At 61.3% G+C, this 24,367-nt stretch carries 24 protein-coding genes; 14 read left to right on the forward strand and 10 right to left on the reverse strand.

Annotation, left to right across the window (positions count from 1 at the left end; translation table 11 throughout):
* Positions 1 to 67: 67 nt before the first annotated feature.
* Positions 68 to 514, reverse strand: a complete 447-nt coding sequence (locus PPUTUW4_RS15740) for an anti-virulence regulator CigR family protein (protein WP_015095574.1) — start codon at positions 512 to 514, stop codon at positions 68 to 70.
* A 399-nt stretch (positions 515 to 913) separates the two neighbouring features.
* Here PPUTUW4_RS15740 and PPUTUW4_RS15745 point away from each other — a divergent pair, with 399 nt between their 5' ends.
* Both PPUTUW4_RS15745 and PPUTUW4_RS15750 read left to right on the forward strand, forming a co-directional pair.
* Entirely contained in the window at positions 914 to 1,150 is a 237-nt protein-coding gene (locus tag PPUTUW4_RS15745; protein WP_015095575.1) for a hypothetical protein, read from the forward strand.
* A gap of 189 nt (positions 1,151 to 1,339) precedes the next feature.
* Entirely contained in the window at positions 1,340 to 2,077 is a 738-nt protein-coding gene (locus PPUTUW4_RS15750) for a hypothetical protein (protein ID WP_015095576.1), read from the forward strand.
* A 33-nt stretch (positions 2,078 to 2,110) separates the two neighbouring features.
* Here the strand turns inward: PPUTUW4_RS15750 and PPUTUW4_RS15755 are convergent, their stop codons facing one another.
* Positions 2,111 to 2,914, reverse strand: coding sequence for a hypothetical protein (locus tag PPUTUW4_RS15755; protein ID WP_015095577.1), 804 nt, complete (start codon positions 2,912 to 2,914; stop codon positions 2,111 to 2,113).
* A gap of 389 nt (positions 2,915 to 3,303) precedes the next feature.
* Between PPUTUW4_RS15755 and PPUTUW4_RS30295 the strand changes: the two genes are divergently transcribed.
* A complete protein-coding gene (locus PPUTUW4_RS30295; protein ID WP_015095578.1) occupies positions 3,304 to 3,729 on the forward strand; it encodes a hypothetical protein in 426 nt (141 codons plus the stop codon).
* Between the two features lie 143 nt (positions 3,730 to 3,872).
* On the opposite strand, the gene PPUTUW4_RS15765 is transcribed toward PPUTUW4_RS30295, so the two are convergent.
* The 4 genes from PPUTUW4_RS15765 to PPUTUW4_RS15780 all read right to left on the reverse strand — a co-directional run bounded on the left by PPUTUW4_RS15765 (position 3,873) and on the right by PPUTUW4_RS15780 (position 9,178).
* Positions 3,873 to 4,421: a cupin domain-containing protein gene (locus tag PPUTUW4_RS15765; protein WP_007975263.1), complete on the reverse strand. Its 549-nt coding sequence runs from the start codon at positions 4,419 to 4,421 to the stop codon at positions 3,873 to 3,875.
* 330 nt (positions 4,422 to 4,751) lie between these two features.
* Positions 4,752 to 6,050, reverse strand: a complete 1,299-nt coding sequence (locus tag PPUTUW4_RS15770) for an FAD-binding oxidoreductase (RefSeq protein ID WP_015095579.1) — start codon at positions 6,048 to 6,050, stop codon at positions 4,752 to 4,754.
* 52 nt (positions 6,051 to 6,102) lie between these two features.
* Complete coding sequence (locus tag PPUTUW4_RS15775; RefSeq protein ID WP_015095580.1) at positions 6,103 to 7,593, reverse strand: aldehyde dehydrogenase; 1,491 nt, start codon at positions 7,591 to 7,593, stop codon at positions 6,103 to 6,105.
* 208 nt (positions 7,594 to 7,801) lie between these two features.
* Positions 7,802 to 9,178, reverse strand: coding sequence for a glutamine synthetase family protein (locus tag PPUTUW4_RS15780; protein WP_015095581.1), 1,377 nt, complete (start codon positions 9,176 to 9,178; stop codon positions 7,802 to 7,804).
* Positions 9,179 to 9,461: 283 nt separating this feature from the next.
* Here PPUTUW4_RS15780 and PPUTUW4_RS15785 point away from each other — a divergent pair, with 283 nt between their 5' ends.
* The 5 genes from PPUTUW4_RS15785 (at position 9,462) to PPUTUW4_RS15805 (ending at position 14,862) form a co-directional block, all read left to right on the forward strand.
* Positions 9,462 to 10,223 carry a gamma-glutamyl-gamma-aminobutyrate hydrolase family protein gene (locus PPUTUW4_RS15785; RefSeq protein ID WP_015095582.1) on the forward strand — a complete coding sequence of 254 codons (762 nt, stop codon included), beginning with the start codon at positions 9,462 to 9,464 and terminating at the stop codon, positions 10,221 to 10,223.
* 367 nt (positions 10,224 to 10,590) lie between these two features.
* Positions 10,591 to 11,733 (forward strand): polyamine ABC transporter ATP-binding protein, encoded by a 1,143-nt coding sequence (potA, locus tag PPUTUW4_RS15790; RefSeq protein WP_007982155.1) that lies wholly within the window; start codon positions 10,591 to 10,593, stop codon positions 11,731 to 11,733.
* A complete protein-coding gene (locus tag PPUTUW4_RS15795; RefSeq protein ID WP_015095583.1) occupies positions 11,730 to 12,644 on the forward strand; it encodes an ABC transporter permease subunit in 915 nt (304 codons plus the stop codon). Before potA ends, PPUTUW4_RS15795 begins: the two co-directional genes overlap by 4 nt.
* Positions 12,641 to 13,525, forward strand: a complete 885-nt coding sequence (locus PPUTUW4_RS15800) for an ABC transporter permease subunit (RefSeq protein WP_015095584.1) — start codon at positions 12,641 to 12,643, stop codon at positions 13,523 to 13,525. The genes PPUTUW4_RS15795 and PPUTUW4_RS15800 overlap by 4 nt, the downstream gene beginning before the upstream one ends.
* Before the next feature lie 239 nt (positions 13,526 to 13,764).
* The gene (locus tag PPUTUW4_RS15805; RefSeq protein ID WP_015095585.1) at positions 13,765 to 14,862 is read left to right on the forward strand and encodes a polyamine ABC transporter substrate-binding protein; all 1,098 of its coding nucleotides are present in this window, start codon (positions 13,765 to 13,767) and stop codon (positions 14,860 to 14,862) included.
* 243 nt (positions 14,863 to 15,105) lie between these two features.
* On the opposite strand, the gene thpR is transcribed toward PPUTUW4_RS15805, so the two are convergent.
* Positions 15,106 to 15,645, reverse strand: a complete 540-nt coding sequence (gene thpR, locus PPUTUW4_RS15810; protein ID WP_015095586.1) for an RNA 2',3'-cyclic phosphodiesterase — start codon at positions 15,643 to 15,645, stop codon at positions 15,106 to 15,108.
* A 123-nt stretch (positions 15,646 to 15,768) separates the two neighbouring features.
* Between thpR and PPUTUW4_RS15815 the strand changes: the two genes are divergently transcribed.
* Positions 15,769 to 15,963: a hypothetical protein gene (locus tag PPUTUW4_RS15815; protein WP_015095587.1), complete on the forward strand. Its 195-nt coding sequence runs from the start codon at positions 15,769 to 15,771 to the stop codon at positions 15,961 to 15,963.
* 14 nt (positions 15,964 to 15,977) lie between these two features.
* Here the strand turns inward: PPUTUW4_RS15815 and PPUTUW4_RS15820 are convergent, their stop codons facing one another.
* Together PPUTUW4_RS15820 and PPUTUW4_RS15825 are read right to left on the reverse strand one after the other, a co-directional pair.
* Positions 15,978 to 16,331, reverse strand: coding sequence for a DUF1428 domain-containing protein (locus PPUTUW4_RS15820; protein WP_015095588.1), 354 nt, complete (start codon positions 16,329 to 16,331; stop codon positions 15,978 to 15,980).
* A gap of 17 nt (positions 16,332 to 16,348) precedes the next feature.
* Entirely contained in the window at positions 16,349 to 17,413 is a 1,065-nt protein-coding gene (locus PPUTUW4_RS15825) for a hypothetical protein (protein WP_015095589.1), read from the reverse strand.
* Between the two features lie 433 nt (positions 17,414 to 17,846).
* On the opposite strand from PPUTUW4_RS15825, the gene PPUTUW4_RS15830 reads away from it, so the two are divergent.
* Positions 17,847 to 18,107 (forward strand): hypothetical protein, encoded by a 261-nt coding sequence (locus PPUTUW4_RS15830; protein WP_015095590.1) that lies wholly within the window; start codon positions 17,847 to 17,849, stop codon positions 18,105 to 18,107.
* Between the two features lie 38 nt (positions 18,108 to 18,145).
* On the opposite strand, the gene PPUTUW4_RS15835 is transcribed toward PPUTUW4_RS15830, so the two are convergent.
* A complete protein-coding gene (locus PPUTUW4_RS15835; RefSeq protein ID WP_007975246.1) occupies positions 18,146 to 18,382 on the reverse strand; it encodes a hypothetical protein in 237 nt (78 codons plus the stop codon).
* A gap of 180 nt (positions 18,383 to 18,562) precedes the next feature.
* Between PPUTUW4_RS15835 and PPUTUW4_RS15840 the strand changes: the two genes are divergently transcribed.
* The 4 genes from PPUTUW4_RS15840 (at position 18,563) to glcF (ending at position 24,349) form a co-directional block, all read left to right on the forward strand.
* Entirely contained in the window at positions 18,563 to 20,326 is a 1,764-nt protein-coding gene (locus PPUTUW4_RS15840; RefSeq protein ID WP_015095591.1) for an L-lactate permease, read from the forward strand.
* Between the two features lie 238 nt (positions 20,327 to 20,564).
* On the forward strand, positions 20,565 to 22,064 hold the full coding sequence (glcD, locus tag PPUTUW4_RS15845) for a glycolate oxidase subunit GlcD (RefSeq protein ID WP_015095592.1): 1,500 nt from the start codon (positions 20,565 to 20,567) through the stop codon (positions 22,062 to 22,064).
* Positions 22,064 to 23,128, forward strand: coding sequence for a glycolate oxidase subunit GlcE (glcE, locus tag PPUTUW4_RS15850; protein WP_015095593.1), 1,065 nt, complete (start codon positions 22,064 to 22,066; stop codon positions 23,126 to 23,128). Before glcD ends, glcE begins: the two co-directional genes overlap by 1 nt.
* Positions 23,129 to 23,131: 3 nt before the next feature.
* On the forward strand, positions 23,132 to 24,349 hold the full coding sequence (gene glcF / locus PPUTUW4_RS15855; RefSeq protein WP_015095594.1) for a glycolate oxidase subunit GlcF: 1,218 nt from the start codon (positions 23,132 to 23,134) through the stop codon (positions 24,347 to 24,349).
* Positions 24,350 to 24,367: the final 18 nt, after the last annotated feature.

Below are 24,367 nucleotides of genomic sequence, written 5' to 3' on the forward strand. Positions count from 1 at the left end.
ACGTATGACGCGATATCCCCCAAACAGTTCCAGCTCGACGACAGGCGGCTGGAAGCCCCTTTACACATCAATCGAACACACCGTTGAGAATTTCATAAACGAGCCCGGTGGCCAACGCGACCAGGATCAGATCCGTGCCGACTTGCTGCCACTCGTAACCGTCATAGTGGGGCAACCTGCCGACCAGCCGGCCATCCAGTTTTTTGGCAATGCCGGGTGGAAGCGGCTTGCCTCGGGCAAGGTTCTTCTGAATGCCCGGTGGCAAGGCAGGCCCTGGGCTCCAGTAGCCTGTGCTTGCGCCAATGATCTCGAGCACGCTGCTGCGATTGATGCTGGGACCATGACTCCAGTCCCCGCCGCCGGAACCCTTGTTCTTGTTGCCCTGGTTGCCCTGGCTGCCATGGTTGGCCTTGTTGTTGCCCTGGCCGTTTCCTGGATCAGCCAGCGCAGTCGCTGAGCCGCTGACCAGGGCCAAACAGGTAATTGCTGCAATCAACGATCGAGACTTGATCATGAGTCGTTCCTTCGTGGCGGGAATATTCCCTTAATTTGAGACGCCATTGACGGAGTTGGTTCCATCGGGTCACGGAACGCCATACTCGACGCCCGCCCCGGCGCATGGAAGTGCTGATTCCGGGAACTGGGCATTGGCTGATGGAGGAAGCATCGACGCAGACGATTGCGGCGATTCGCGGGTTTATCGAGAAGCAATCTTCTTCGATGTGAGTCCCCGCTTGATACGTCGCAGATACTTCAATGCATGGCGCTGTTTCCCGACTGTTACCTCAGCGCCGCAGTTGTCACTTCTGCGCCACCGAACGGGCCAATAGAGTATGGCCGTCGGTGTAGAACAGGGTCGTCGACTTGTCGGCCCGCGTCGGCACCGATCCCCCCATCACGGAAGAGGTGAATCATGAGTTTCGTCAAAGTGGAAAAAAACCAGAGCAGCGCCCCGTCGGATGCCGACATGAAAAAAGCCATGGTCGAGTCAGGCGGCACGCCGGGCGAGGTCACCGGGACCAATGCCGCCCGCACCCTGACCTACACCGGCGTGGTCAATCACACGGTGTACGAGAACAAGCTGATCGAGATCGCCAAGGGTAAACGCACCAGCTGGAACTTCGTCTGGGCCGATGCCCGGGCCGCCTGAGGTCAAGGCGGGGCGGCCGATCGGCTGCCCCGCTGACCCGGCCCCTGATACAACCCCGATACCCGCTTGTAACACCAAGACACTTAGCCGCCCTGCCCCTCGACCCTAGAGTGACACCGTCAATGGACTGCAGCGCCAAGCGTCAGCAGCCATTGTTTGCCCAACACACCACCAAGGAAGAGGGAAACCATGAGCAAGTCAATCGCTGTCAGCCAACAGAGCCAGCAGCTTCACAATGATGTGCAAGAAGCCGTCAAGTCGATCATGGGTGCAACGCAACTGAAGGCGTCGGATTACGGCCGGGTACTGAGGTCGGCCCTGGCAGCTTCGCAAAAAACCGTCACCATCGAAATCGCCGCCGGCGACCTGACGCAGCTGAAGAAGTCCGGCTACAAGCTGTGCTTTGCCAAGAAGGTGGGTGACGCCGACTACAACGTGGTCTGGCAGTCCTATGACGCTTACCTGAGCAACAATGAGTTCAGCTGGACGCCTCAATATCAGCTGTTTGCGTCCAACCTGTTCAAGGCAAATGTGCAGGTCAAAGTCTCGACCAACATCGTCAATATCGGCCTGGGGCAAACATCGACACTCGATGAGCACGGTCTGCTGAGTTCGGCGGTTACCGGGGGGCCGAGCATCTCCATGACCTTTGTAAACGACTACGCCCCCATCCATCCGGGTATCAACCAGCTCTCTACCGGCATTGATGGCAATCAGGTCAGCACGCCCATTTACGTTGCGGTGGATCAGGTGGTCACCGGTGAAACCGTGCTGACGCCGGTGGAAACCATCCTCGTGTGGTTCGAACAGAACGTACAGACCAGCACCATGTTCAGTACCTCACGCTCCAAGGCGATCGAAATCGACCTGACGTTCGATAACACCGCAGGTCGCCTTTACGAAGGCGGTCAGTGGAAAACCGTGTAACCGTCATGCCGGGGCAACCTTGCGGTTGCCCTTTCACTTCTCTTTACCCGCCGTGGCGAAGTAGCCCGTCAGCGAGCGACAGATCGACTGCGCGAGATCCTCCTGGGTGGCGATGCCATAGGGTCGGTCACGATCGAACTGCGCCGACCAGCGAATCCGTCCCTGCGCCACATCCACCAGGCGCAATGACGCGCGCACCCGCGAAGGCTCGACCCGCACGCTGCCCTCCAGGCAATAGCTGTAACGCCCGCCACGCTTGAAGTCCGGTACCGGCTCGCTGTTGCGTGCCACCCGCATCAACACATGATTGGTCCGGGTCTGCGCCTGCTCGAACGACTCGAACAGTCGGCAACTCAACTCCTCGCACAAGCCCCGGGCAAAGTCATTGCCATCGCGGGTGAGGCAGGTAAACGGCTGGATCTGGACCACAGGATGGCGAGTGCCGACGCCCTTGGGCCGCAGCCGCTGATAGCTCAAGCGATAACACCCGGGTGGAATGCTGAAGTGCACCGGGTCCTGCTGGCCGTTGCCGGCGTAATGCGCTGCGAGCTTGCGCCGCAAGCGCCCCACCTGCACCCGCACCACCGGATCGTCGCCGGTGCAATACACTGCCGGGTCACGACGAAACACCGCGATGCCGATGGCGTGTTCGGTCAGCGGCGTTTTGCACGCCTGAAGGTCGTGCTCGACCAGAAAGCGCAACAGACTGCCCATGCGCCTGGATTTGGCAAACAGCGGGCTGACCAGCAACAGCGCCAGCACCCGCTCGATTTCTTCCCGATCGAGCGGCTCGGGAACCCCCGCCGCCGTCGAATCGGCCACGCTCATGATCACCATCGCCTGCCTCCGTGCAGGTTGCCGACAGGAATGGATGTCGCACTCCGTGATTACCCTCGCAGCGTGAGCAGGATTGGCGCTCGGGCACTGCAACGACCAAGCTTAGCAGCCGTGTTGATATCGGCAGGCAATTGCGATGGTAGCAACCCGCCATCCGACGAACGTTCAATCTTGACGTCCGAAAAACTTGTAGGACTTGCCCCTTTTTGGCGAGGGCGCTTGCTCCCGCCGGGCTGCGAAGCGGCCCTCATCCCTTGCGCCCTCTTGAGCCGAATTTTTCCGTCTCGGAACTTTCCTACAAGCTGATGTCAATATGATGGCGCGCAGTAGCAAATCATTCTGGATCGACCAGCGCCAGGCTACTCCCTGGCCCCTCAAGGAAGTGTGTAATGAGACTAATCATTGCGATGTTGTTGATGCTGAGCGGGTACGCGTATGCCGGGTGCGAAAACATCAAAGACGATGACCAGCGCAACTATTGCAGGGCCCAGCAAAGTGGCAACGGATGCGAAAATATCAAAAACGACGACATGAGAAATGCTTGCCGGGCAGAGACAGGCGGCAGTGGTTGCGAAAATATCAAGGACGATGACCGACGTAATTATTGCCGGGCCAAGCAAAGGGGTAACGGGTGCGAAAATATCAAAAACGACGACATGAGAAATGCTTGCCGGGCGGAGACAGGCGGCAGTGGTTGCGAAAATATCAAGGACGATGACCAGCGTAACTATTGCCGGGCCAAGCAAAGTGGCAATGGTTGCGAAAATATCCATAACGACGACCTGCGCAACCAGTGCAGGTCCGTGACGCCATGAAAGAGCGGCGTCAAAACGCTCAATCAAGCCTAATTGCGTGATCTTTGGGCACATAAAAAATCCGATGCCTGATTGGGCATCGGATTATTTATCAACCACGTCTATGCTGTTTCAGCCAGCAGCCGAATCAGGCCTCATCGTAATCAGAAGTTCGCCGGCGTATTCGCGCTGATAATCTCCGCTTCATCCGCCCCGATATTGCGAAACCTGTGCGGTAAGGTCGTCGGGAAGTAATAACCATCCCCGGCGTTCAGCACACTCACCTGGCCATCCACGGTCAACTCAACCGTACCCCGTGTCACCAGCCCGCACTCCTCGCCTTCGGAATGCACGATCGGCTCTTCGCCGGAGCTTGCGCCCGGTGCGTATTGCTCGCGCAGCAGGCGCATCTGCCGGCTCGGTACGGACGCGCCGATCAGCAGCAGGCGCAAGCCGTGGCGGCCGAGGTCGGGCTGTTCGTTGGCACGGAAGACGTACTGGTGTTCGCGGGGTGGCTGATCGAAGGTGAAGAAGTCGGCCAGGGACATGGGGATGCCCTCCAGCAGTTTCTTCAGGGAGCTGACGGAGGGACTGACCCGATTCTGTTCGATCAGGGAGATGGTTGCATTGGTGACGCCGCTACGCCGGGCCAGCTCGCGCTGGGACAGTTTGTAGCTTTCGCGTACTAATTTGAGTCGTGAGCCCGTGTCCATGACAGCCTTATGTGCCAACCCGCTTTCGCGAGCAAGCTCGCTCCTACAGGGATAATGGATGGGTGGAGTACAGGCGCGGATCACGCCGTTTTCCGGTCCCGGAAACGTGAAAGGCGGCTATTAAATCACGTTTGTTGGTAATGCTCAGCAGGTTCGATAAACGGCAGAAAAAAACGATCTGTGGGAGCGAGCCTGCTCGCGAAGGCGGTGTGTCAGGCGACATCTATTTTGGCTGATATGGCCTCTTCGCGAGCAGGCTCGCTCCCACAGGGGGGGGCGGATAAAAAACCGGCGGCACCCTTTGGGGAGATGCCGCCGGCGAGGTAAAGCTTAGATGCCGAAACGGTCGCGCAGCGAGTAGTACACGGCGCCCAGGGCGGTCAGTGGTGCCGAGAAGGTGCGCCCGCCGATCATTGGCATGTGCGGCAAGGAGGCAAACGCGTCGAAACGTTCGGCGTCGCCACGGATCATTTCCGAGATCAGTTTGCCGGCCAGGTGCGAGCAGGTCACGCCGTGGCCGCTGTAGCCCTGCATGTAGTAGGCGTTTTTCTCGATACGGCCGAATTGCGGCATGCGAGACATGGTCAGCAGGAAGTTGCCGGTCCAGCGGTAGTCGATCTTCACGTCCTTCAATTGCGGGAAAGTCTTGAGGATTTTCGGGCGGATCAGTTGCTCGATGTCGTTCGGTTCGCGCGCACCGTAGACCACGCCACCGCCGTACAGCAGGCGGTTGTCCGCCGTCAGGCGGTAGTAGTCGAGCAGGTAGTTGCAGTCTTCGACGCAGTAGTTGTTCTTGATCAGGCTGCGGGCCTGCTTTTCCGACAACGGTTCGGTGACGACGATCTGCGAACCGCACGGCATGCTCTTGCTGGTCACGCGGTTGTCCAGACCCTGCGGCAGGTAGGCGTTACCGGCGATCAGCAGGTACTTGGCCTTCACCACGCCCTTGGCAGTGCGCACGGTGATCGGCTCGCCGTAGGTGATTTCCACCGCCGCCGATTGCTCGTAGATCTTGCCGCCCAGGCCGATGATCGCCGAGGCTTCGCCGAGGGCCAGGTTCAGCGGGTGAATGTGGCCGCCCTGCATGTCCAGCAGGCCGCCGACGTAGGCATCGGAACCCACTTCGCGCTTGATGTCGGCTTCGCCAAGCAGTGTCAGGTTCTTGTTGCCGTAGCGCTCCCAGCTTTTCTTCTGCTCGGCCAGGCCCTTGAGTTGCTTCTTGTTCATCGCCGCGAAGATGCCGCCGGGACGGTAATCGCACTGGATGTCGTAGTGCTGTATGCGCTGACGAATGATGTCGGCGCCTTCGAAAATCATGCTGCCGAGCACTTCGGCGGTCTTGTCGCCGTAGCGCTCTTCGATGACATCGACGTCGCGGCTGTAGGAGTTGACCAGTTGGCCGCCGTTGCGACCGCTGGCGCCGAAGCCGACTTTGGCCGCTTCGAGCACGGTCACGCTGTAGCCCGCTTCGGCGAGGAACAGCGCCGAGGACAGGCCGGTGTAGCCGGCGCCGATCACGCAGACATCACAGTCCACCGCCCCTTCCAGCACCGGGAAATCGCCGGTGAAGTTGCGGGTGGCGGCGTAGTAGCTGTTTACATGCTGTTGATTGCTAGAGCTGTGTTTCATAAATTTCTCCGATGGCCGCCGCAGGTTGCCGGCGACCGCCGCTTTATTGTTGTTAGAGCTTGATCCAGGTCGCTTTGAGCTCGGTGTACTTGTCGAACGCGTGCAGCGATTTGTCCCGACCGTTACCCGACTGCTTGTACCCGCCGAACGGCGCGGTCATGTCACCGCCGTCGTACTGGTTGACCCAGACGCTGCCGGCACGCAGGCCACGGGCGAAGGTGTGGGCCTTGCTCAGGTTGCGGGTCCAGACGCCGGCGGCCAGGCCGAAGATGCTGTCGTTGGCAATCGCCAGGGCTTCTTCAGCAGTGTCGAAGGTGATGACCGACAGCACCGGGCCGAAGATCTCTTCCCGGGCGATGGTCATGGCGTTGGTCACGCCGTCGAAAATCGTCGGCTGCACGTACTGGCCACCGGTGTCTTCGAGGGTGCGGCTGCCGCCGGCGATCAGTTCGGCGCCCTGCTCCTTGCCGATGCCGATGTAGCGCAGCACGTTGTCCAGTTGACGCTGGTCGACGACCGCGCCAACGGTGGTCGCAGGATCGAGCGCGTGGCCCGGCTTCCAGGCTTGCAAGGCTTCCACCAACAATGGAATGAACTGCTCGCGAATCGAACGCTCCACCAGCAGGCGCGAACCGGCGGTGCAGACTTCGCCCTGGTTGAAGGCGATGGCACTGGCCGCTGCCTGTGCTGCCGCGCGCAGATCCGGTGCATCGGCGAACACCACGTTCGCGCTCTTGCCCCCGGCTTCGGCCCAGACGCGTTTCATGTTGCTTTGCCCGGCGTAGATCATCAGCTGCTTGGCAATCGCCGTGGAGCCGGTGAAGGCCAGCACGTCGACATCCATGTGCAATGCCAGCGCCTTGCCCACGGTGTGGCCGTAGCCCGGCAGGACGTTGAACACGCCTTTCGGGATGCCGGCATCGAGTGCCAGCTGCGCAATGCGGATCGCGGTCAGCGGCGACTTTTCCGAAGGCTTGAGGATGAACGAGTTGCCCATCGCCAGGGCCGGGGCGAACTTCCAGCTGGCCATGATCAGCGGGAAGTTCCACGGCACGATGGCCGCGACCACGCCGGACGCTTCGCGCGTCACCAGGCCCAACTGATCGTGGGGCGTGGCGGCGACTTCGTCGTAGATCTTGTCGATGGCTTCGGCGGTCCAGCGGATCGCGTTGGCGGTCGCCGGAATGTCGATGCTCATGGAATCGCTGATCGGCTTGCCCATGTCGAGGGTTTCGAGCAGGGCCAGTTCTTCCTGGTTCGCCAGGATCAGGTCGGCGAAACGGATCAGGATGCGCTTGCGCTCGGCCGGGGCCAGGTTGGCCCACACACCGGATTCGAAGGTGCGGCGCGCCACGGCGACTGCCGCATTGGCGTCGGCTTCGTCGGTGCTGGCGACGTTCGCCAGGAAGCGGCCGTCCACGGGGCTTAAGCATTCGAACGTGGCGCCACTGGCGGCCGCGCAGTATTGGCCGTCAATGAATGCGCGACCTTCAATGGAGAGGGACTGGAAGCGTTGCTCCCAATCGCTGCGAGTGTTTGTCATGGTTGTGACTCGATAAGTGATCGTCGGACTGATGCCATTCGGTCATGGATCAGATTGCCGCAGTACCTGTGGGAGCGAGCTTGCTCGCGATAGCGGTGCAACAGTCACTATTAATGTTGAATGTGACGGCCTCATCGCGAGCAAGCTCGCTCCCACAGGGGACTGGTGGTGTCACAGACTCTGTGTACACCACCCATCCACGAGGCCGTTAAACGGTGTGCAAGTACCAGTTGTACTCAAGGTCGGAGATGGAGTTCTCGAACTCGGCCAGCTCGCTTTCCTTGCACGCCACGAACACGTCGATGTACATCGGGTCGATGTAGCGCGCCATGACTTCGCTGTCGTCCAGCTCGCGCAGGGCGTCGCGCAGGTTGTTCGGCAGGCTCTGCTCGTTCTGCTCGTAGCTGTTGCCTTCCACCGGGGCGCCCGGCTCGATCTGGTTGGTCAGGCCGTGGTGAATACCGGCCAGCACCGAAGCCATCAGCAGGTACGGGTTGGCATCGGCACCGGCCACGCGGTGTTCGATGCGCACGGCGTCCTTTGAGCCGGTCGGTACGCGCACGGCCACGGTGCGGTTGTCGATGCCCCAGCTCGGCGAGTTCGGCACATAGAACTGCGCGCCGAAACGACGGTACGAGTTGACGTTCGGGCAGAGGAACGCCATCTGCGCCGGCAGGGTCTCGAGCACACCGCCGATCGCGTGACGCAGCGCGGCGTTCTGCTCGGGATCCTCGCTGGCAAAGATGTTGTTGCCTTCTTTGTCGAGAATCGAAATGTGCACGTGCAGACCGTTACCTGCCTGGCCCGGATACGGCTTGGCCATGAAGGTGGTGTCCATCTCGTGGTCGTAGGCGATGTTCTTCACCAGACGCTTGAGCAGGACCGCGTAGTCGCAGGCCTTGATCGGATCAGCCACGTGATGCAGGTTGACTTCGAATTGCGCCGGGGCGCTTTCCTTGACGATCGCGTCAGCCGGGATGCCCTGCTCTTTCGCGCCTTCGAGAATGTCTTGCAGGCAATCGACGTATTCGTCGAGGTCGTCGATCAGGTACACCTGGGTCGACATCGGACGCTTGCCGGAAACCGGCGAACGCGGCGATTGCGGACGACCGTTCACGTTGTCCTGGTCGATCAGGTAGAACTCCAGTTCGAACGCGGCGCAGATGGTCAGGCCCATGTCGTCGAACTTGCGCACGACATTGGCCAGCACTTCACGCGGGTCGGCGAAGAATGGCTCGCCTTCGAGTTCGTGCATGGTCATCAGCAGTTGCGCAGTCGGGCGCTTCTGCCAGGGTTCGATGCTCAGGGTGCCCGGGATTGGGTAGCAGATCCGGTCGGAGTCGCCGATGTCCAGACCCAGGCCGGTGCTTTCCACCGTGGAGCCATTGATGTCCAGAGCAAACAGAGACGCCGGTAGGTTGATGCCTTTCTCGTAAACCTTATGAAGACTGGTGCGCTCGATGCGCTTGCCGCGCACCACACCGTTCATATCCGCAATCAGAAGGTCGACGTACAAAACCTCAGGATATTTCTTAAGGAATGCGTTTGCTTCGTTGAGTTGAACGGTACGCAGAGGGACCGACATGATGCACCTATTTTTTACTGTTAATTATTATGTTCACCGCCCTTTCACGAGCCCAGTCAATCCGAAAGGCAAAGTGAAGTCAATAGCGAACACCTGGCCTTTCAACGTTTATTTTCGGGCCTCTCAGAAGGAAGAGAGTGCCAGATACGCCCTCAAACACGCGTAAATCCTGAAGATCGGACGTTCGGCGTTTAGAATTTTTTACATGGGAGTTGTTAATTAAAATCAACAAGGCTAAGCTCCAGAAAAGCTCGTTCAAGTGTGAAACTTCGAGGTGATAAAAATGGCATTCAAGCCATTGATCGGCGTTACTGCGTGCGTCAAACAGATTGGCCTGCACCCCTACCACATCAGCGGCGACAAGTACTTGCGTGCTGTCAGCGTTGCGGCGCTGGGGCTGCCTGTCGTTATTCCTTCCTTAGGCGACCTGACCGAAATCGATGACCTGCTACCGCAGCTCGACGGTCTGTTGCTGACCGGCTCGCCGTCGAACGTGGAACCCTTCCACTATCAAGGCCCCGACAGCGCCCCCGGTACGGAACACGATCCGCAACGGGACCGCACCACCCTGCCACTGATCCGCGCAGCCATCGCTGCCGGCGTTCCGGTGCTCGGCATCTGCCGCGGCTTCCAGGAAATGAACGTGGCGTTCGGTGGCAGCCTGCATCAGAAAGTCCATGAGCTTCCCGGCTTCCTCGACCACCGTGAAGCCAACCACCCGGACCTGGCTGTGCAATACGCTGCGGCCCATGCGGTGAATGTGCAGCCGGGCGGTGTGTTCGAAGCCCTGGACCTGCCACCGGAGTTCCAGGTCAATTCGATTCACAGCCAGGGCATCGACCGCCTCGCGCCCGGCCTGCGCGCCGAAGCTGTCGCACCCGATGGCCTGATCGAAGCGATCTCGGTCGAGCACAGCAAGGCCTTCGCCCTTGGCGTGCAATGGCACCCCGAATGGCAGGTCCTGAACAACCCGCCTTACTTGAGTATTTTCCAGGCGTTCGGCGAAGCCTGCCGGCAACGGGCGGCACTGCGTCACTCGCGCTGACGAACTGATACCCACATTCAACGATTGACTGCCCAACGCGAGCGGGCAGGCGCTTTTGCGCGTCCCGTTCGCGAAAACAACACACTGCAATAACAACAAGTACTACCAGGCAGCCAGGACGGCGGCGCCGAATTAACCCGGAGCGGTATGGGAGAGTTCGATCAACAAACGCAAATCCCTGTGGGAGCGAGCTTGCTCGCGATAGCGGTAGAACAGTCACCATCAATGTTGAATGTGGCTGCCTCATCGCGAGCAAGCTCGCTCCCACAGGGTCTGCGCTCTGACCGAAGTCCCCGATACGGGTTTGCAATCCACTATTAAGCCGGGCCGTGTTGGCCTGGCGACTGAAACCTGTTGGGAGTTTCACATGGCAAACGCCTCCAGCATTTACAGGAAGGCTATTGAAGGTCACCAGGCACCGAAAAAGGTCCTGGTGAAAGTCGATCGCGTCACCAAGAAATTCGACGAAACCACCGCAGTGGACGATGTGTCCCTGGAAATCCACCAGGGTGAAATCTTCGCCCTGCTCGGCGGTTCCGGCTCCGGCAAATCGACCCTGCTGCGCATGCTCGCCGGTTTCGAGCGTCCGACCGAAGGCCGGATTCTGCTCGACGGTGTCGACATCACCGACATGCCGCCGTACGAACGACCGATCAACATGATGTTCCAGTCCTACGCGCTGTTCCCGCACATGACGGTGGCGCAGAACATCGCCTTCGGCCTCAAGCAGGACCGTTTGCCAGCGGCCGAGATCGAAGCCCGGGTGCAGGAGATGCTGCGCCTGGTACACATGACCCAGTACGCCAAGCGCAAGCCGCACCAACTGTCCGGAGGCCAGCGTCAGCGCGTGGCCCTGGCCCGTTCCCTGGCCAAGCGTCCGAAGCTGCTGCTGCTCGACGAACCGATGGGCGCCCTGGATAAAAAGCTGCGCTCGCAAATGCAGCTGGAGCTGGTAGAGATCATCGAGCGCGTGGGAGTGACCTGCGTGATGGTGACCCACGACCAGGAAGAGGCCATGACCATGGCCCAGCGCATCGCGATCATGCACCTGGGCTGGATCGCCCAGATCGGCAGCCCGGTCGACATCTATGAAGCACCGGTCAGCCGCATGGTCTGCGAATTCATCGGCAACGTGAACGCCTTCGACGGCACCGTGGTTGAAGACCTGGAAGGTCACGCGATCATCCACAGCCCGGATCTGGAACAAAAGATCTACGTCGGTCACGGCGTCAGCACCTCGGTGCAGGACAAGTCGATCACCTACGCGATCCGCCCGGAAAAACTGCTGGTCAGCACCGTCAAGCCGGACAACCGCTACAACTGGTCCAGCGGCAAGGTGCATGACATCGCCTACCTCGGCGGGCACTCGGTGTTCTACGTCGAGCTGCCTGGCGGCAAGATCGTCCAGTCGTTCATGGCCAACGCCGAACGCCGTGGTGCACGTCCGACCTGGGACGATCAGGTCTACGTGTGGTGGGAAGACGACAGCGGCGTGGTACTGCGCGCATGAAAACCTTCAATCAGCAATTCCTCAGGTGGGTCCCCAGCGGGCGCAAGTTCGTCATCGGGATTCCGTTCATCTGGCTGTTCCTGTTCTTCATGCTGCCGTTCTTCCTGGTGATGAAGATCAGCTTCTCGGAAGCGGCCCTGGCCATTCCGCCCTACTCGGAGATCTACACCTACGCCGAGCAGAAATTCCAGCTGTTGCTCAACATCGGCAACTACACCTTGCTGGGCCAGGACGAGCTGTACCTCTCGGCTTATCTCGGCTCGTTGAAGGTCGCGCTGTTGAGCACCCTGATGTGCCTGGTGATCGGTTTCCCGATGGCCTACGCCATCACCAAGGCCAGCAAGGAAGCGCAGAACGTGCTGATGCTGCTGATCATGATGCCGACCTGGACCGCGATCCTGATCCGCGTGTATGCGTGGATGGGCATCCTGAGCAACAACGGCCTGCTCAACGGGTTCCTGATGTGGACCGGGCTGACGTCGCAGCCGATCGAGATCCTCAACACCAACATGGCTGTTTACATCGGCGTGGTGTATGCGTACCTGCCGTTCATGGTGCTGCCGCTGTACGCCAACCTGGTCAAGCACGACCAGAGCCTGCTGGAAGCCGCGTCGGACCTGGGTTCGAGCACCTTCAACAGCTTCTGGAAAATCACCGTGCCGCTGGCCAAGAACGGCATCATCGCCGGCTGCATGCTGGTGTTCATTCCGGTGGTCGGTGAGTTCGTGATTCCGGAACTGCTGGGCGGTCCGGAAACCCTGATGATCGGCCGTGTGTTGTGGCAAGAGTTCTTCAACAACCGCGACTGGCCGGTGGCGTCTGCCCTGGCGGTGGTGATGCTGTTGATCCTGATTGTGCCGATTCTGCTGTTCAACCGCAGTCAGGCCAAAGAGATGGAGGCACGGGGATGAAACGCTTCGGATTTTCAAAGTTCATGCTGATTTTCGGCCTGTCGTTTATCTACCTGCCGATGCTGATCCTGGTGATCTACTCGTTCAACGCCTCGAAGCTGGTGACGGTGTGGGGTGGCTGGTCGTTCAAGTGGTACGCCGGTTTGCTCGACAACTCGCAACTGATGGGTTCGGTAGTGCGCTCGCTGGAGATCGCCTGCTACACCGCCATCGCAGCAGTGGCACTCGGGACGTTGGCCGCGTTCGTGCTGACCCGCGTTACCCGCTTCAAGGGTCGCACCCTGTTCGGCGGCCTGGTTACCGCGCCGCTGGTAATGCCTGAGGTGATCACCGGTCTGTCGCTGTTGCTGCTGTTCGTGGCCATGGCGCAGTTGATCGGCTGGCCGATGGAACGCGGCATCGTGACGATCTGGATCGCCCACACCACGTTTTGTGCCGCTTATGTTGCGGTGGTAGTCTCCGCCCGCCTTCGCGAGCTGGACCTGTCCATCGAGGAAGCGGCCATGGACCTGGGTGCGAAACCGTTCAAGGTGTTTTTCCTGATCACCATCCCGATGATCGCGCCGTCACTGGCGGCCGGCGGCATGATGTCGTTCGCCCTGTCGCTGGATGACCTGGTGCTGGCGAGCTTCGTCTCCGGCCCGGGTTCCACGACCCTGCCGATGGAAGTGTTCTCGGCGGTACGTCTGGGGGTCAAGCCCGAGATCAACGCCGTGGCCAGCCTGATCCTGTTGGCCGTGTCGATCGTGACCTTCATGGTCTGGTACTTCAGCCGCCGTGCCGAAGCCACCCGCAAACGCGCGATCCAGGAAGCCATGGACCAGACCGCCAGCGAATCCTGGCAACAACCGAAAAAGCAGATGGCTGCGGCCACCGCCTAAGCCGCTGCTGAATTAACTGTGGCGAGGGGGCTTTTGTGGCGAGGGGGCTTGCCCCCGTTGGGTCGCGAAGCGGCCCCAAAACCGGAAACCGCGGTGTTTCAGTTTCACCGCACTCGCTGGTTTTACGACTGCTGCGCAGCCGAACGGGGGCAAGCCCCCTCGCCACAAAAGCGCCCTCGCCACAGTTTTTGTGTTCACTGTTTTGTGATCTTGAATAAAAAAGAAATGGAGTTGTACCGATGAAAATGTTTGGCAGGACTCTGCTGACACTGTCCTTATTGGGCGCGATCGCCACTGGCGCCCAGGCCAATGACAAGGTTCTGCGCGTCTACAACTGGTCGGATTACATTGGCCCGGACACCGTCAAGAAGTTCGAAGACGAGACCGGCATCCAGGTGACCTACGATGTGTTCGACAGCAACGAAACCCTCGAAGCTCGCCTGCTGGCGGGCAAATCCGGCTACGACATCGTCGTGCCGTCCAACAGTTTCCTGGCCAAGCAGATCAAGGCCGGCGTCTACCAGACGCTGGACAAGTCGAAGCTGCCGAACTGGAACAACCTCAATCCGGTGCTGCTGAAAAACGCCTCCGCGAGCGATCCCGACAACGCTCACGCAATCCCGTACATGTGGGGCTCGATCGGCATCGGCTTCAACCCGGCCAAGGTCAAGGAAGTGCTCGGCGCCAACGCACCGACCAACTCCTGGGACCTGCTGTTCAAACCGGAAAACGCCGAGAAGCTCAAGGCCTGCGGCATCAGCTTCCTCGACTCGCCGACCGAAATGATCCCGACCGCCCTGCACTATCTGGGCTACCCGGTGAACGATCAGGATAAACAGCACATCGCCCAAGCGCAGGCGCTGTTCATGAAGATTCGCCCGAACGTTGCGTACTTCCATTCGTCGAAATACATCTCGGACCTGGCCAACGGCAACATCTGCGTGGCCGTCGGTTACTCCGGTGACGTGCTGCAGGCCAAGGCCCGCGCCCAGGAAGCCGGGGACAAGGTAAAGATCGACTACAGCATCCCGAAAGAAGGCGCCGCCAGTTTCTACGACATGCTCGCGATGCCGCGCGATGCCGCCAACGTCGAGAACGCTTACCTGTTCATGAACTTCCTGATGCGCCCCGACGTGATCGCCGACATCACCAACAACATCGGCTACAGCAACGCCAACGCGGCGGCCACGCCACTGGTCGATGAAGCGATCCGCAACGAACCAGGTTCCTACCCGTCGGAAGCGGTGATGGCCAAGCTCTATGCCGTACCGGATCAGCCGATCGCCATCCAGCGGATCATGACCCGAGGCTGGACCAAGGTGAAACTCGGCCAGTAATCCACTCAATTGATTTGCTGAACCTGACATAGCCATCGCGAGCAAGCTCGCTCCCACAGGTACGGCATGCTATCCCTGTGGGAGCGAGCTTGCTCGCGATGAGGCCAGAACATCCAGCACACATTTCAGCTCTACCAATTTCCGTTCACGCAGCGCCTTACCACCGCTGCCTCTCCTGCAAGTAGAACGGCCTCACCTGGCTCCCTCGGTTCAGGTGAATTTGGCGCCCTCGGGCGCCTTTTTTTATGGATCAATCAACGGCCATTCGGCCAGCGCCCGATAACGGCCCTTGTGGGATTCGAACAGGGTAAAGCGCTCGGCATGCAGGAAGAATTGCGGCGCGGTCGGGGACTCCGGCACCGGCGCCCGATAATCGCGCGCCAGGGTCAGGTGCGGGCGATATTCCCTTGGGGCCTCCTCCAGCCCGAACGGCAACATCGCCTGTTCCAGGGCATAGACCAGACGCAGCAATGCAGGGGGCGCCTGCTGCGGTGCGAGCACCAACGCCCCCGCCCTGCGCCATACGTCCAGCCGGTCAAGCTCCACCGTCAAGCGCTCGCCCGGCGTGCGGATGGACGCCGCTGCGGTGCAGAGCTCGGCGATCTGCGCCACACCCACCGCGCCCAAAAACTTCAATGTCAGGTGAAAGTTGTCCGCCGGCACCGGTCGTCCGTTGCGCAGCTGCAGCGCACTGCGCCACTGGGCGATCTCCCGGCGCTGGGCCGGAGCGCAGTCCAGCGCAAAGAACAAACGCTTGATCGGCTCGCGGGTTTCATCGTTCATGCCGCACTCCTTGTGGGAAGACTGTCTGAGTGTACTCAACACCCGCCTGCCGGCCAGCGGATTTCTGGCAACGTCCTCTAGGCGCGTTATAGTTCTGGCATCCCAAAACCGGAGGGGGGGACCATGCGACAGATCATCAGCAAAGAGCCATGGTGGGCCAGACCGCCCGCGCCAGGCCAGGATGAACTCCAGCTGGAATGGGGCTGGCTGGTGCATTACAGCGAAGGTGAGCCGCGCTTCGAGTTCATCCGCGAGCGGCCGACGGATGACGAGATCCGCGAGCGCAAGAGTTGCAGGATCACCCCGACGCCGGAGTGATCCTGCGTCCGGCATCAAGCCGTGAGGAGTACTTCAAACCCGCCGTACACCATGCGCTGGCCATCGAAGGGCATCGGATTGACCTCCGGCTTCATGCGCGGGTCCTGCATCATCTTGTCCATCCCGGCATTGCGGGTGGCCTTGTCCGGCCAGATGATCCAGCCGAAGGCAACGGTTTCGCCCTCCTTGAGCTTCACCGACATCGGGAACGAGGTGACCTTGCCTTCCGGGACATCCTCGCCCCAGCATTCGACCACGCTCAAGGCACCGTTTTCCTTGAAGACCGAGGCGGCGATCTGGGCGTGCTTGAGGTATTGCCCACGGTGGGCGGTAGGTACGGCAGCGATAAAACCATCGACATAAGACATGAGTGTTTCTCCTTGGATCATGGGGTGTTCTGCTGGGTAGTCGGTTGCCCCGGCGTCCAATCGACAGTGCCGGCACTCAAACCGACCGGCGGTTGTGCACCGCCGCCCAGACTCCCTTCGATCTGCCCCGCCATGTAAAGCGTGCCGGCCATGACGCCGGTGGTCGGGTTCTGCACCAGCTTGATCCAGGCCTTGTCGAAGGTGTTGCCCAGGCTGCTGCGGATCAGCGCCTCGCTGTCGGGCCTGTCATTGGCCTGAATCATCGCGCGAATGGCCGCCACACCGACGGTGATCAAGCCGCCGGCGAGTCTCCCCGCGGCGGCGGCCACGGCACTGGCGGCCCCGCGCGGGGCCATCTCGGCTTCCATACGCTGGCTGGCGCGCTTGGCCACCGGCGCCATCGCGGTGTCGGTCGAACCCACGCCCCTGTCACCGCCGGCCTTATGGACTTTGTCAAGCAACGCGGTGTAGGCCGGCAATGAGTTCAGCGATTCGGTGTGCACGATCTGGTACAACGAGGCGTCCCGCGCCGGCGGCGGCCCGAGGGCAATGGCCGGGATTTTCTGGATGCGCCCATTGAGCTGGGCCATCGGCACCCCATGGCGGGTGGAGATTTTCTGCAGCTCTTCCTTGAGGATGTCGACGTAGAACGCCGCTGCCAGGCTAAGAATCGCATCGGGATCGATTTCCGCCGCCACCGGGGCCAGGACCTTCTCCTGATAAGCTTCGAGCAGATACGCCGCCAGGCGCTTGGCCGAGGCATCCTGCTCACCCTTGGCGCTGATGTTGTACCAGCTGACCTTCATCGACAGCCATTCCTGGGTCCAGTAGCTGCTGAACCACGGAATGAAATTTTCTTCGGTCAGTTCATAGACCCGCGTACGCCAGTACTCCATGGCGCCACGGGCGTAGATTCGGGTCTGTTCGGTGGCCGACTGCGACGCGGCGACGATCTCCCGGTCCACCTGTTGCCAGGTGCTGGCGGGAACGATGACCGGCGCCACTTCCACTGGCGCACGGGGCGGCGTGGCGCACCCTGCCAGCACCACCAGCACGGCAATGATCAGCGAACGCAGGTTCAAGATGGCGGCTTCCTGAAGTGTGCACCGGGCGGGATGTCCAGCACTCGAAAACCATGATTCAAGTATAGGTCGCGGCATGTGCATGGCCGACAACCGGCGGCACTTTTGGGGGCCTCTTCGCGGGCAAGCCCGCTCCCACAGGTTGCGTGTCGTGCCCGGATCATGTGGCAAGCACAAAACATTGTGGGAGCGGGCTTGCTCGCGAAGGGGCCAGAGCAGACAGCGCAAAAACCACCATCACTGGCGTCGATATTCACCATCGCCGCGATTGCCTTCCGCTTGAACGCCGTCAGCGTAGGATCGATCCCAAGCCAACACGAAACCCCGAATCGGAGGGAAACCTCATGCTGATCCATCTGCTGACCTGCCTGGCCCTGACGGCGTTCACATTGAGTGTGTTTGCCTGGTACGTCCTGAGCGAGGAGCAAACTTCATGATGCACACCGTCTCCCTCGCCGTGCGTTTTCCGCTGTTCGGCAACAATTTCTACGCGCAGAAATTCGAGTCACGTAAAGAATTGACTCTGCTGTTCGACGAGAAGTTCGAAGCGCTGTTGATCCCTTCAGCCGATCATCACTTCAGTAACGAAGTGGTCGGGCTTAATGATCAGTTCCGCTTTTTGAATGACGTGCTGGCCGAGCATCTGCTGGATGTCGAGCTGGCAAAAAGCTCGGCCAGCGCCTTCGGATCCTGACGGCGACCGCGGGTCACCCGGGCACGGACGCGAACCGCTCACAACGTTCGCTGGCTATTGCCAGTCCCCCTCGCAATATCGATTCCCCAATCCATCGCCGCCTCCATGTCCAGCATGTGCGGCCGTGGGTCGTGGTTTTCGTCGATGACCGAGCCGTCCGGCTTGTAGACACCGATAAACATGCCCAACGAACCGTCTTTCAATATCTCGGCTGTGACTTTGATTTTGCATCCGTTCGATAACGTCTCCTTGTGCTCTATATGGCGCTCGGTCATGACTGCATTGCTCCCTCGACTGGATTCAAACCCTACTGGCCATGCTAGCTCAGCCCTCTGGAATTCGCCGATTGGCAGGACCGAAGGCCGGCCCTGACAGCGGCGCAATGCCTCCTATACTCAAGGCCACCTCCCCTCCAGGGGATCTGCACGTCCAACAATAAAAAGCAGAGGTGGAACATGATCTGGCAGCAAGTCTACGATCCGTTCGGTAACCCGGTGCTTTCAACGCTCATGGCGGCTGTGCCGGTGGTGGTGATGCTGGCGTCCCTCGCGTTTTTCCATATCAAGGCGCACCTGGCGGCGCTGCTCGCCCTGGTCTCGGCCTTGCTGATCTCGATCTTCGCCTTCGGCATGCCGGCGAACATGGCCGGTTCCGCGGCGCTGTTCGGTGCAGCCAACGGTTTGCTGCCGATTGGCTGGATCGTGTTGAACATCATCTTCCTGCACCGCCTGACCACCGAGAACGGTTCGTTCAAGGTGCTGCAAGACTCCCTGGCGCGCATCACCGATGACCGGCGTCTGCAATTGCTCCTGATCGCCTTCTGCTTCGGTGCGTTTTTCGAAGGCGCGGCCGGTTTCGGTACGCCGGTGGCGGTGACCGGGGCGATTCTCATCGGGCTCGGCTTTTCGCCGCTTGCCGCCTCGGGACTGGCGCTGATCGCCAACACCGCGCCGGTGGCATTCGGCGCCCTCGGCACGCCGATCATCACCCTGGCCAAGGTCACCGGGCTGGATGAGATGGAGCTGTCGATGATGGTCGGTCGGCAGTTGCCCTTCTTCTCGGTGCTGGTGCCGTTCTGGCTGATCTGGGCCTTCGCCGGCTGGCGCAAGATGCTGGAGATCTGGCCGGCGATCCTGGTGGCCGGGGTCAGTTTTGCCATTCCGCAGTTCCTCGTGTCTAACTATCACGGGCCCATGCTGGTGGATGTGATCGCCGCGCTGATTTCCATGGCCTGCCTGACCGGTTTCCTCAAGGTCTGGAAACCGGCCACCGTGCACACCTCCGCCGCCCTGTCCGGCCGGGTCGACAACTCGAAGATCGATGTCGAGCACGACGAAAAGCCCGTACCCACTGCAACCTTTGCCAGCGAGGCGAAACCGGCGGTGATGCGGGCGTGGATGCCGTGGATCATCCTGACGGTCTTCGTGTTCATCTGGGGCACCCAGGGCTTTAAGAACACCTTCGACACCCGCCCTGCCATCGATCCGCAAACCAGTGCCGCCAAGCTCGATCCGCAGGGCAAGCCGATGCGCGAAGCCAACCCGCTGTTTGCGCCGGTCGTGACCTTCAACACCCTGCATTTGCAGATCGAGAAAGTCCCGCCCGTGGTGGCCGCGCCGAAAACCGAGGAGGCGGTGTACAAGTTCACCTGGTTCACCTCCACCGGCAGCGGCATTCTGCTGGCGGCGATTGTCGGCGGCTTGCTGATGGGGTACTCGATCCCGCAACTGATTCACCAGTACCTGCGCACTTTGTGGGTAGTGCGTTACTCGCTGATCACCATTGTGGCGATGCTCGCCCTGGGCTTTCTCACGCGCTACTCGGGCCTGGATGCGACCATGGGCCTGGCCTTCGCCGCGACGGGCATTTTCTACCCGATGTTCGGCACCCTGCTCGGTTGGCTCGGCGTGGCGCTGACCGGCTCGGACACCGCGTCCAACGTGCTGTTCGGCGGCCTGCAACGGGTGACGTCCGAGCAACTGGGCATCAGCCCGGTGTTGATGGCCGCCGCCAACAGTTCCGGCGGGGTCATGGGCAAGATGGTCGACGCCCAGTCGATCGTGGTCGCTTCCACCGCCACCCGCTGGTACGGCCATGAAGGGGAAATCCTGCGCTACGTGTTCTTCCACTCGATTGTGCTGGCGATTCTGGTCGGCGGGCTGGTGACGTTGCAGGCCTATGTTGCGCCGTTCAGCCATATGGTGGTGGGTGGGCATTGAATCGAACTGTGGGAGCGAGCTTGCTCGCGATGACGGTGGCACAGTCGACATCTCTGTTGAACGTGACACCGCTATCGCGAGCAAGCTCGCTCCCACAGTGGACGGTGGTTTTTATTGAATGATTGGTCCGTCGAGCAGACAAAGATCACATGGACAGCTGAGCCTGGCGGGCCAATGATTAAGACAGTGGACCGCAAAAACAGACCTCACGCATCAACAAAACGAGTGTCGAGCGCCGATGAACATTCTCTACGATGAACGCGTTGACGGCGCCTTGCCCAACGTCGACAGACAGGCACTGTTGCAGGCCCTGCAGAGCCGCTTGCCGGGCCTGGAAATCCTGCATCAGCAGGAGGAACTCAGGCCCTACGAATGCGACGGACTGTCGGCCTATCGCACCACGCCGATGCTGGTGGTGCTGCCCCGGCACCTCGATGAAGTGCAAGGGGTGCTGCGCGTCTGTCATGAGTTGCACGTCCCGGTCGTGGCCCGTGGCGCCGGCACCGGTTTGTCCGGCGGCGCGCTGCCCCTTGAGAAAGGCGTGCTGCTGGTGATGGCGCGCTTCAACAACATCCTGGGCATCGACCCCGCCGCCCGTACCGCGCGGGTTCAGCCGGGTGTGCGCAATCTGGCGATTTCCCAGGCGGCGGCACCGTTCGGCCTGTATTACGCGCCGGATCCGTCCTCGCAAATTGCCTGTTCCATCGGCGGCAACGTCGCGGAAAATGCCGGTGGCGTGCACTGCCTGAAGTACGGCCTGACCGTGCACAACGTGCTCAAGGTCGACATCCTCACGGTCGACGGCGAGCATTTGAGCCTGGGCTCCAACGCCCTCGACGCCCCCGGTTTCGATCTGCTGGCACTGTTCACCGGCTCCGAAGGCCTGCTCGGGGTGATCACCGAGGTCACGGTCAAGCTGCTGCCCAAACCGCAGACCGCCAAGGTATTGCTGGCGGCGTTCGACTCCGTGGAAAAAGCCGGGCGCGCCGTCGGCGACATCATTGCCGCCGGCATCATCCCCGGGGGCCTGGAAATGATGGACAACCTGGCCATCCGTGCCGCCGAGGACTTCATCCACGCCGGTTACCCGGTGCAGGCCCAGGCCATTCTGCTGTGCGAGCTCGATGGTGTTGAAGCCGATGTCTCGGATGACTGCGACCGGGTGCGCCAGGTCCTGCAACAGGCCGGTGCGACCGAGGTGCGCCAGGCCAAAGACGAAGCCGAGCGCGTGCGTTTCTGGGCCGGGCGCAAGAACGCCTTCCCGGCGGTGGGCCGCCTCTCGCCGGATTATTACTGCATGGACGGCACCATCCCCCGTCGCGAACTGCCCGGCGTGCTGCACGCCATCGCCGAACTGTCGAACGAATACGGCCTGCGGGTGGCCAACGTATTCCACGCCGGCGACGGCAACATGCATCCGTTGATCCTGTTCGACGCCAATCAACCCGGTGAACTTGAGCGCGCGGAAAACCTGGGCGGCAAGATTCTGGAGCTGTGCGTGAAGGTCGGCGGCAGCATCACCGGTGAGCACGGTGTGGGCCGCGAGAAGATCAACCAGATGTGCGCGCAATTCAACAGCGATGAGCTGACCCTGTTCCATGCCATCAAAGCCGCCTTCGACCCCAGCGGCCTGCTCAACCCCGGCAAGAACATTCCGACCCTGCATCGCTGCGCCGAATTCGGCGCCATGCACATACATGGCGGTCAATTGCCCTTCCCCGAGCTGGAGCGTTTCTGATGCGCGGCCCGGCAGATTTCGATGACAGCCAACTGCTCCTGGAGCAGGTCAATCAGGCGCTGGAAAACGCCACGCCGTTGCGCATCCAGGGTTCCAACAGCAAAGGTTTTCTTGGCCGCACCACGGCCGGGGAAATTCTCGATACCCGCGCGCACCGGGGCATCGTCAGTTACGACCCGACCGAACTGGTGATCACTGCCCGTTGCGGCACGCCGCTGTCGGAGCTGGCGCAGGCGCTGGATGCCGCGCAACAGATGTTGCCTTGCGAGCCGCCGTCCTTTGGCGACGGCGCCACGGTCGGCGGCATGATCGCCTGCGGGCTGTCCGGCCCGCGGCGCCCGTGGTCCGGCTCGGTGCGCGATTTCGTCCTCGGCACGCGGGTCATCACCGGGCAAGGCAAGCTGTTGCGCTTCGGTGGCGAGGTGATGAAAAACGTCGCCGGCTACGACCTGTCACGCCTGATGACCGGCAGTTACGGCTGCCTCGGGCTGATCACCGAAGTCTCGCTCAAAGTGCTGCCAAAACCCCGGAAAGTCCTGAGCATCAGCCTGGAAATGGACCCTGAACGCGCCCTGCTGCGCCTGGCGGAATGGGGCCAGCAACCGTTGCCGATCAGCGCGGCCTGCCACGACGGCTCACACCTGCACCTGCGGCTCGAGGGCGGTGAAGGCTCGGTGGCGGCGGCCCACGAGCGCCTCGGTGGCGAACGGCTGGACGCTTCGTACTGGGAAGACCTCAACGAACAGCGCTTGAGTTTCTTCGATGAAGACCAGCCGCTTTGGCGCCTGTCACTGCCGCACAACACACCGCGCCTGTCGCTGCCGGGGCGTCAGTTGATCGACTGGGGCGGCGCCCAGCGCTGGTTGAAATCCGACGCCGAAGCGGCGTTCATCCGTCAGGTCGTCGACGAGGTCGGCGGGCATGTCACCTGCTTCAGCCACGGCCTCACCGACACCCCGTTCCAGCCGCTGCCCCCGGCCCTCATGCGCTATCACCGCAACCTGAAACAACAGCTCGATCCACGGGGCATCTTCAACCCCGGACGCCTGTACGCGGAGCTTTGAACCATGCAGACGACCCTGAGTGAACGCGCCAGCCAACTGCCCCGCGCCGCAGAAGCCGAAAGCATCCTGCGCACCTGCGTGCACTGCGGCTTCTGCAATGCCACCTGCCCGACCTATCAATTGCTCGGCGATGAACTGGACGGGCCGCGGGGCCGCATCTACCTGATCAAGCAAGTGCTGGAAGGCAACGACGTCACGCAAAAGACCCAGCAACACCTGGATCGCTGCCTGTCGTGCCGCAACTGCGAAACCACCTGCCCGTCGGGCGTCGACTACCACAACCTGCTGGACATCGGTCGGGCGGTGGTCGATGCGGCGGTGCCGCGCCCCCTCGGGCAGCGCCTGTTGCGCGAGGGATTGCGCCAGACCGTGCCGCATCCGGATTTGTTCAAGAGCCTGATCAATGGCGGCCAGATGTTCCGCGCACTGCTGCCGGGCACCCTGCAAAGCAAATTGCCGCGCCATGCACCGCCAGCCAAACTGCGACCCATGACCCTGCGCGAGCGTCAGGTGCTGATGCTCGAAGGCTGCGTGCAGCCCGCCCTGTCGCCCAACACCAATGCCGCGGCGGCGCGGGTGCTGGACCGGTTGGGAATCAGCGTCATCGCGACCCGCGAAGCCGGTTGTTGTGGTGCCGTGGACTACCACCTGGACGCCCAGGCCGCCGGCCTCGATCGCGCCCGGCGCAACATCGACGCGTGGTGGCCGGGCATCGAAAAAGGCGTCGAGGCGATTGTGCAGACCGCCAGCGGTTGCGGCGCCTTCATCAAGGACTACGGCCATCTGCTCGCCAGCGACCCGGCCTATGCCGACAAGGCGAAAAAGGTCAGCGAACTGGCCCGGGACCTGGTGGAGGTGTTGCGCGACGAGCCGCTGGAAAAACTCGGGATCCACGCCTCGCAGCGCCTGGCCTTCCATTGCCCCTGCACCTTGCAGCACGGGCAGAAACTCGGCGGCGCCGTGGAAGCGCTGCTGAGCGGACTCGGTTTCAACCTGACGTCCGTGCCCGACGGGCACCTGTGCTGCGGCTCGGCGGGCACCTATTCACTGACCCAGCCCGAACTGTCGCGACAACTGCGCGACAACAAACTCAATGCCCTGGAAAGCGGCCATCCCGAGGTCATCGTCACGGCCAACATCGGCTGCCAGTCGCACCTCGACGGCGCGGGCCGGACCCCGGTGCGGCACTGGATCGAACTGGTCGAAGCCGCCCTGCCTTAACCGAACCCCGGAGATGCC

The organism is Pseudomonas sp. UW4 (genome assembly GCF_000316175.1).
Taxonomy (GTDB): Bacteria; Pseudomonadota; Gammaproteobacteria; order Pseudomonadales; family Pseudomonadaceae; genus Aquipseudomonas; species Aquipseudomonas laurylsulfatiphila.

Bases quoted from the DNA above. Each gene is read 5' to 3' on its own strand.
- PPUTUW4_RS15740 (WP_015095574.1), bottom strand. From the start codon at position 514: ATGATCAAGTCTCGATCGTTGATTGCAGCAATTACCTGTTTGGCCCTG.
- PPUTUW4_RS15745 (WP_015095575.1), top strand. From the start codon at position 914: ATGAGTTTCGTCAAAGTGGAAAAAAACCAGAGCAGCGCCCCGTCGGAT.
- PPUTUW4_RS15750 (WP_015095576.1), top strand. From the start codon at position 1,340: ATGAGCAAGTCAATCGCTGTCAGCCAACAGAGCCAGCAGCTTCACAAT.
- PPUTUW4_RS15755 (WP_015095577.1), bottom strand. From the start codon at position 2,914: ATGGTGATCATGAGCGTGGCCGATTCGACGGCGGCGGGGGTTCCCGAG.
- PPUTUW4_RS30295 (WP_015095578.1), top strand. From the start codon at position 3,304: ATGAGACTAATCATTGCGATGTTGTTGATGCTGAGCGGGTACGCGTAT.
- PPUTUW4_RS15765 (WP_007975263.1), bottom strand. From the start codon at position 4,421: ATGGACACGGGCTCACGACTCAAATTAGTACGCGAAAGCTACAAACTG.
- PPUTUW4_RS15770 (WP_015095579.1), bottom strand. From the start codon at position 6,050: ATGAAACACAGCTCTAGCAATCAACAGCATGTAAACAGCTACTACGCC.
- PPUTUW4_RS15775 (WP_015095580.1), bottom strand. From the start codon at position 7,593: ATGACAAACACTCGCAGCGATTGGGAGCAACGCTTCCAGTCCCTCTCC.
- PPUTUW4_RS15780 (WP_015095581.1), bottom strand. From the start codon at position 9,178: ATGTCGGTCCCTCTGCGTACCGTTCAACTCAACGAAGCAAACGCATTC.
- PPUTUW4_RS15785 (WP_015095582.1), top strand. From the start codon at position 9,462: ATGGCATTCAAGCCATTGATCGGCGTTACTGCGTGCGTCAAACAGATT.
- potA (WP_007982155.1), top strand. From the start codon at position 10,591: ATGGCAAACGCCTCCAGCATTTACAGGAAGGCTATTGAAGGTCACCAG.
- PPUTUW4_RS15795 (WP_015095583.1), top strand. From the start codon at position 11,730: ATGAAAACCTTCAATCAGCAATTCCTCAGGTGGGTCCCCAGCGGGCGC.
- PPUTUW4_RS15800 (WP_015095584.1), top strand. From the start codon at position 12,641: ATGAAACGCTTCGGATTTTCAAAGTTCATGCTGATTTTCGGCCTGTCG.
- PPUTUW4_RS15805 (WP_015095585.1), top strand. From the start codon at position 13,765: ATGAAAATGTTTGGCAGGACTCTGCTGACACTGTCCTTATTGGGCGCG.
- thpR (WP_015095586.1), bottom strand. From the start codon at position 15,645: ATGAACGATGAAACCCGCGAGCCGATCAAGCGTTTGTTCTTTGCGCTG.
- PPUTUW4_RS15815 (WP_015095587.1), top strand. From the start codon at position 15,769: ATGCGACAGATCATCAGCAAAGAGCCATGGTGGGCCAGACCGCCCGCG.
- PPUTUW4_RS15820 (WP_015095588.1), bottom strand. From the start codon at position 16,331: ATGTCTTATGTCGATGGTTTTATCGCTGCCGTACCTACCGCCCACCGT.
- PPUTUW4_RS15830 (WP_015095590.1), top strand. From the start codon at position 17,847: ATGATGCACACCGTCTCCCTCGCCGTGCGTTTTCCGCTGTTCGGCAAC.
- PPUTUW4_RS15835 (WP_007975246.1), bottom strand. From the start codon at position 18,382: ATGACCGAGCGCCATATAGAGCACAAGGAGACGTTATCGAACGGATGC.
- PPUTUW4_RS15840 (WP_015095591.1), top strand. From the start codon at position 18,563: ATGATCTGGCAGCAAGTCTACGATCCGTTCGGTAACCCGGTGCTTTCA.
- glcD (WP_015095592.1), top strand. From the start codon at position 20,565: ATGAACATTCTCTACGATGAACGCGTTGACGGCGCCTTGCCCAACGTC.
- glcE (WP_015095593.1), top strand. From the start codon at position 22,064: ATGCGCGGCCCGGCAGATTTCGATGACAGCCAACTGCTCCTGGAGCAG.
- glcF (WP_015095594.1), top strand. From the start codon at position 23,132: ATGCAGACGACCCTGAGTGAACGCGCCAGCCAACTGCCCCGCGCCGCA.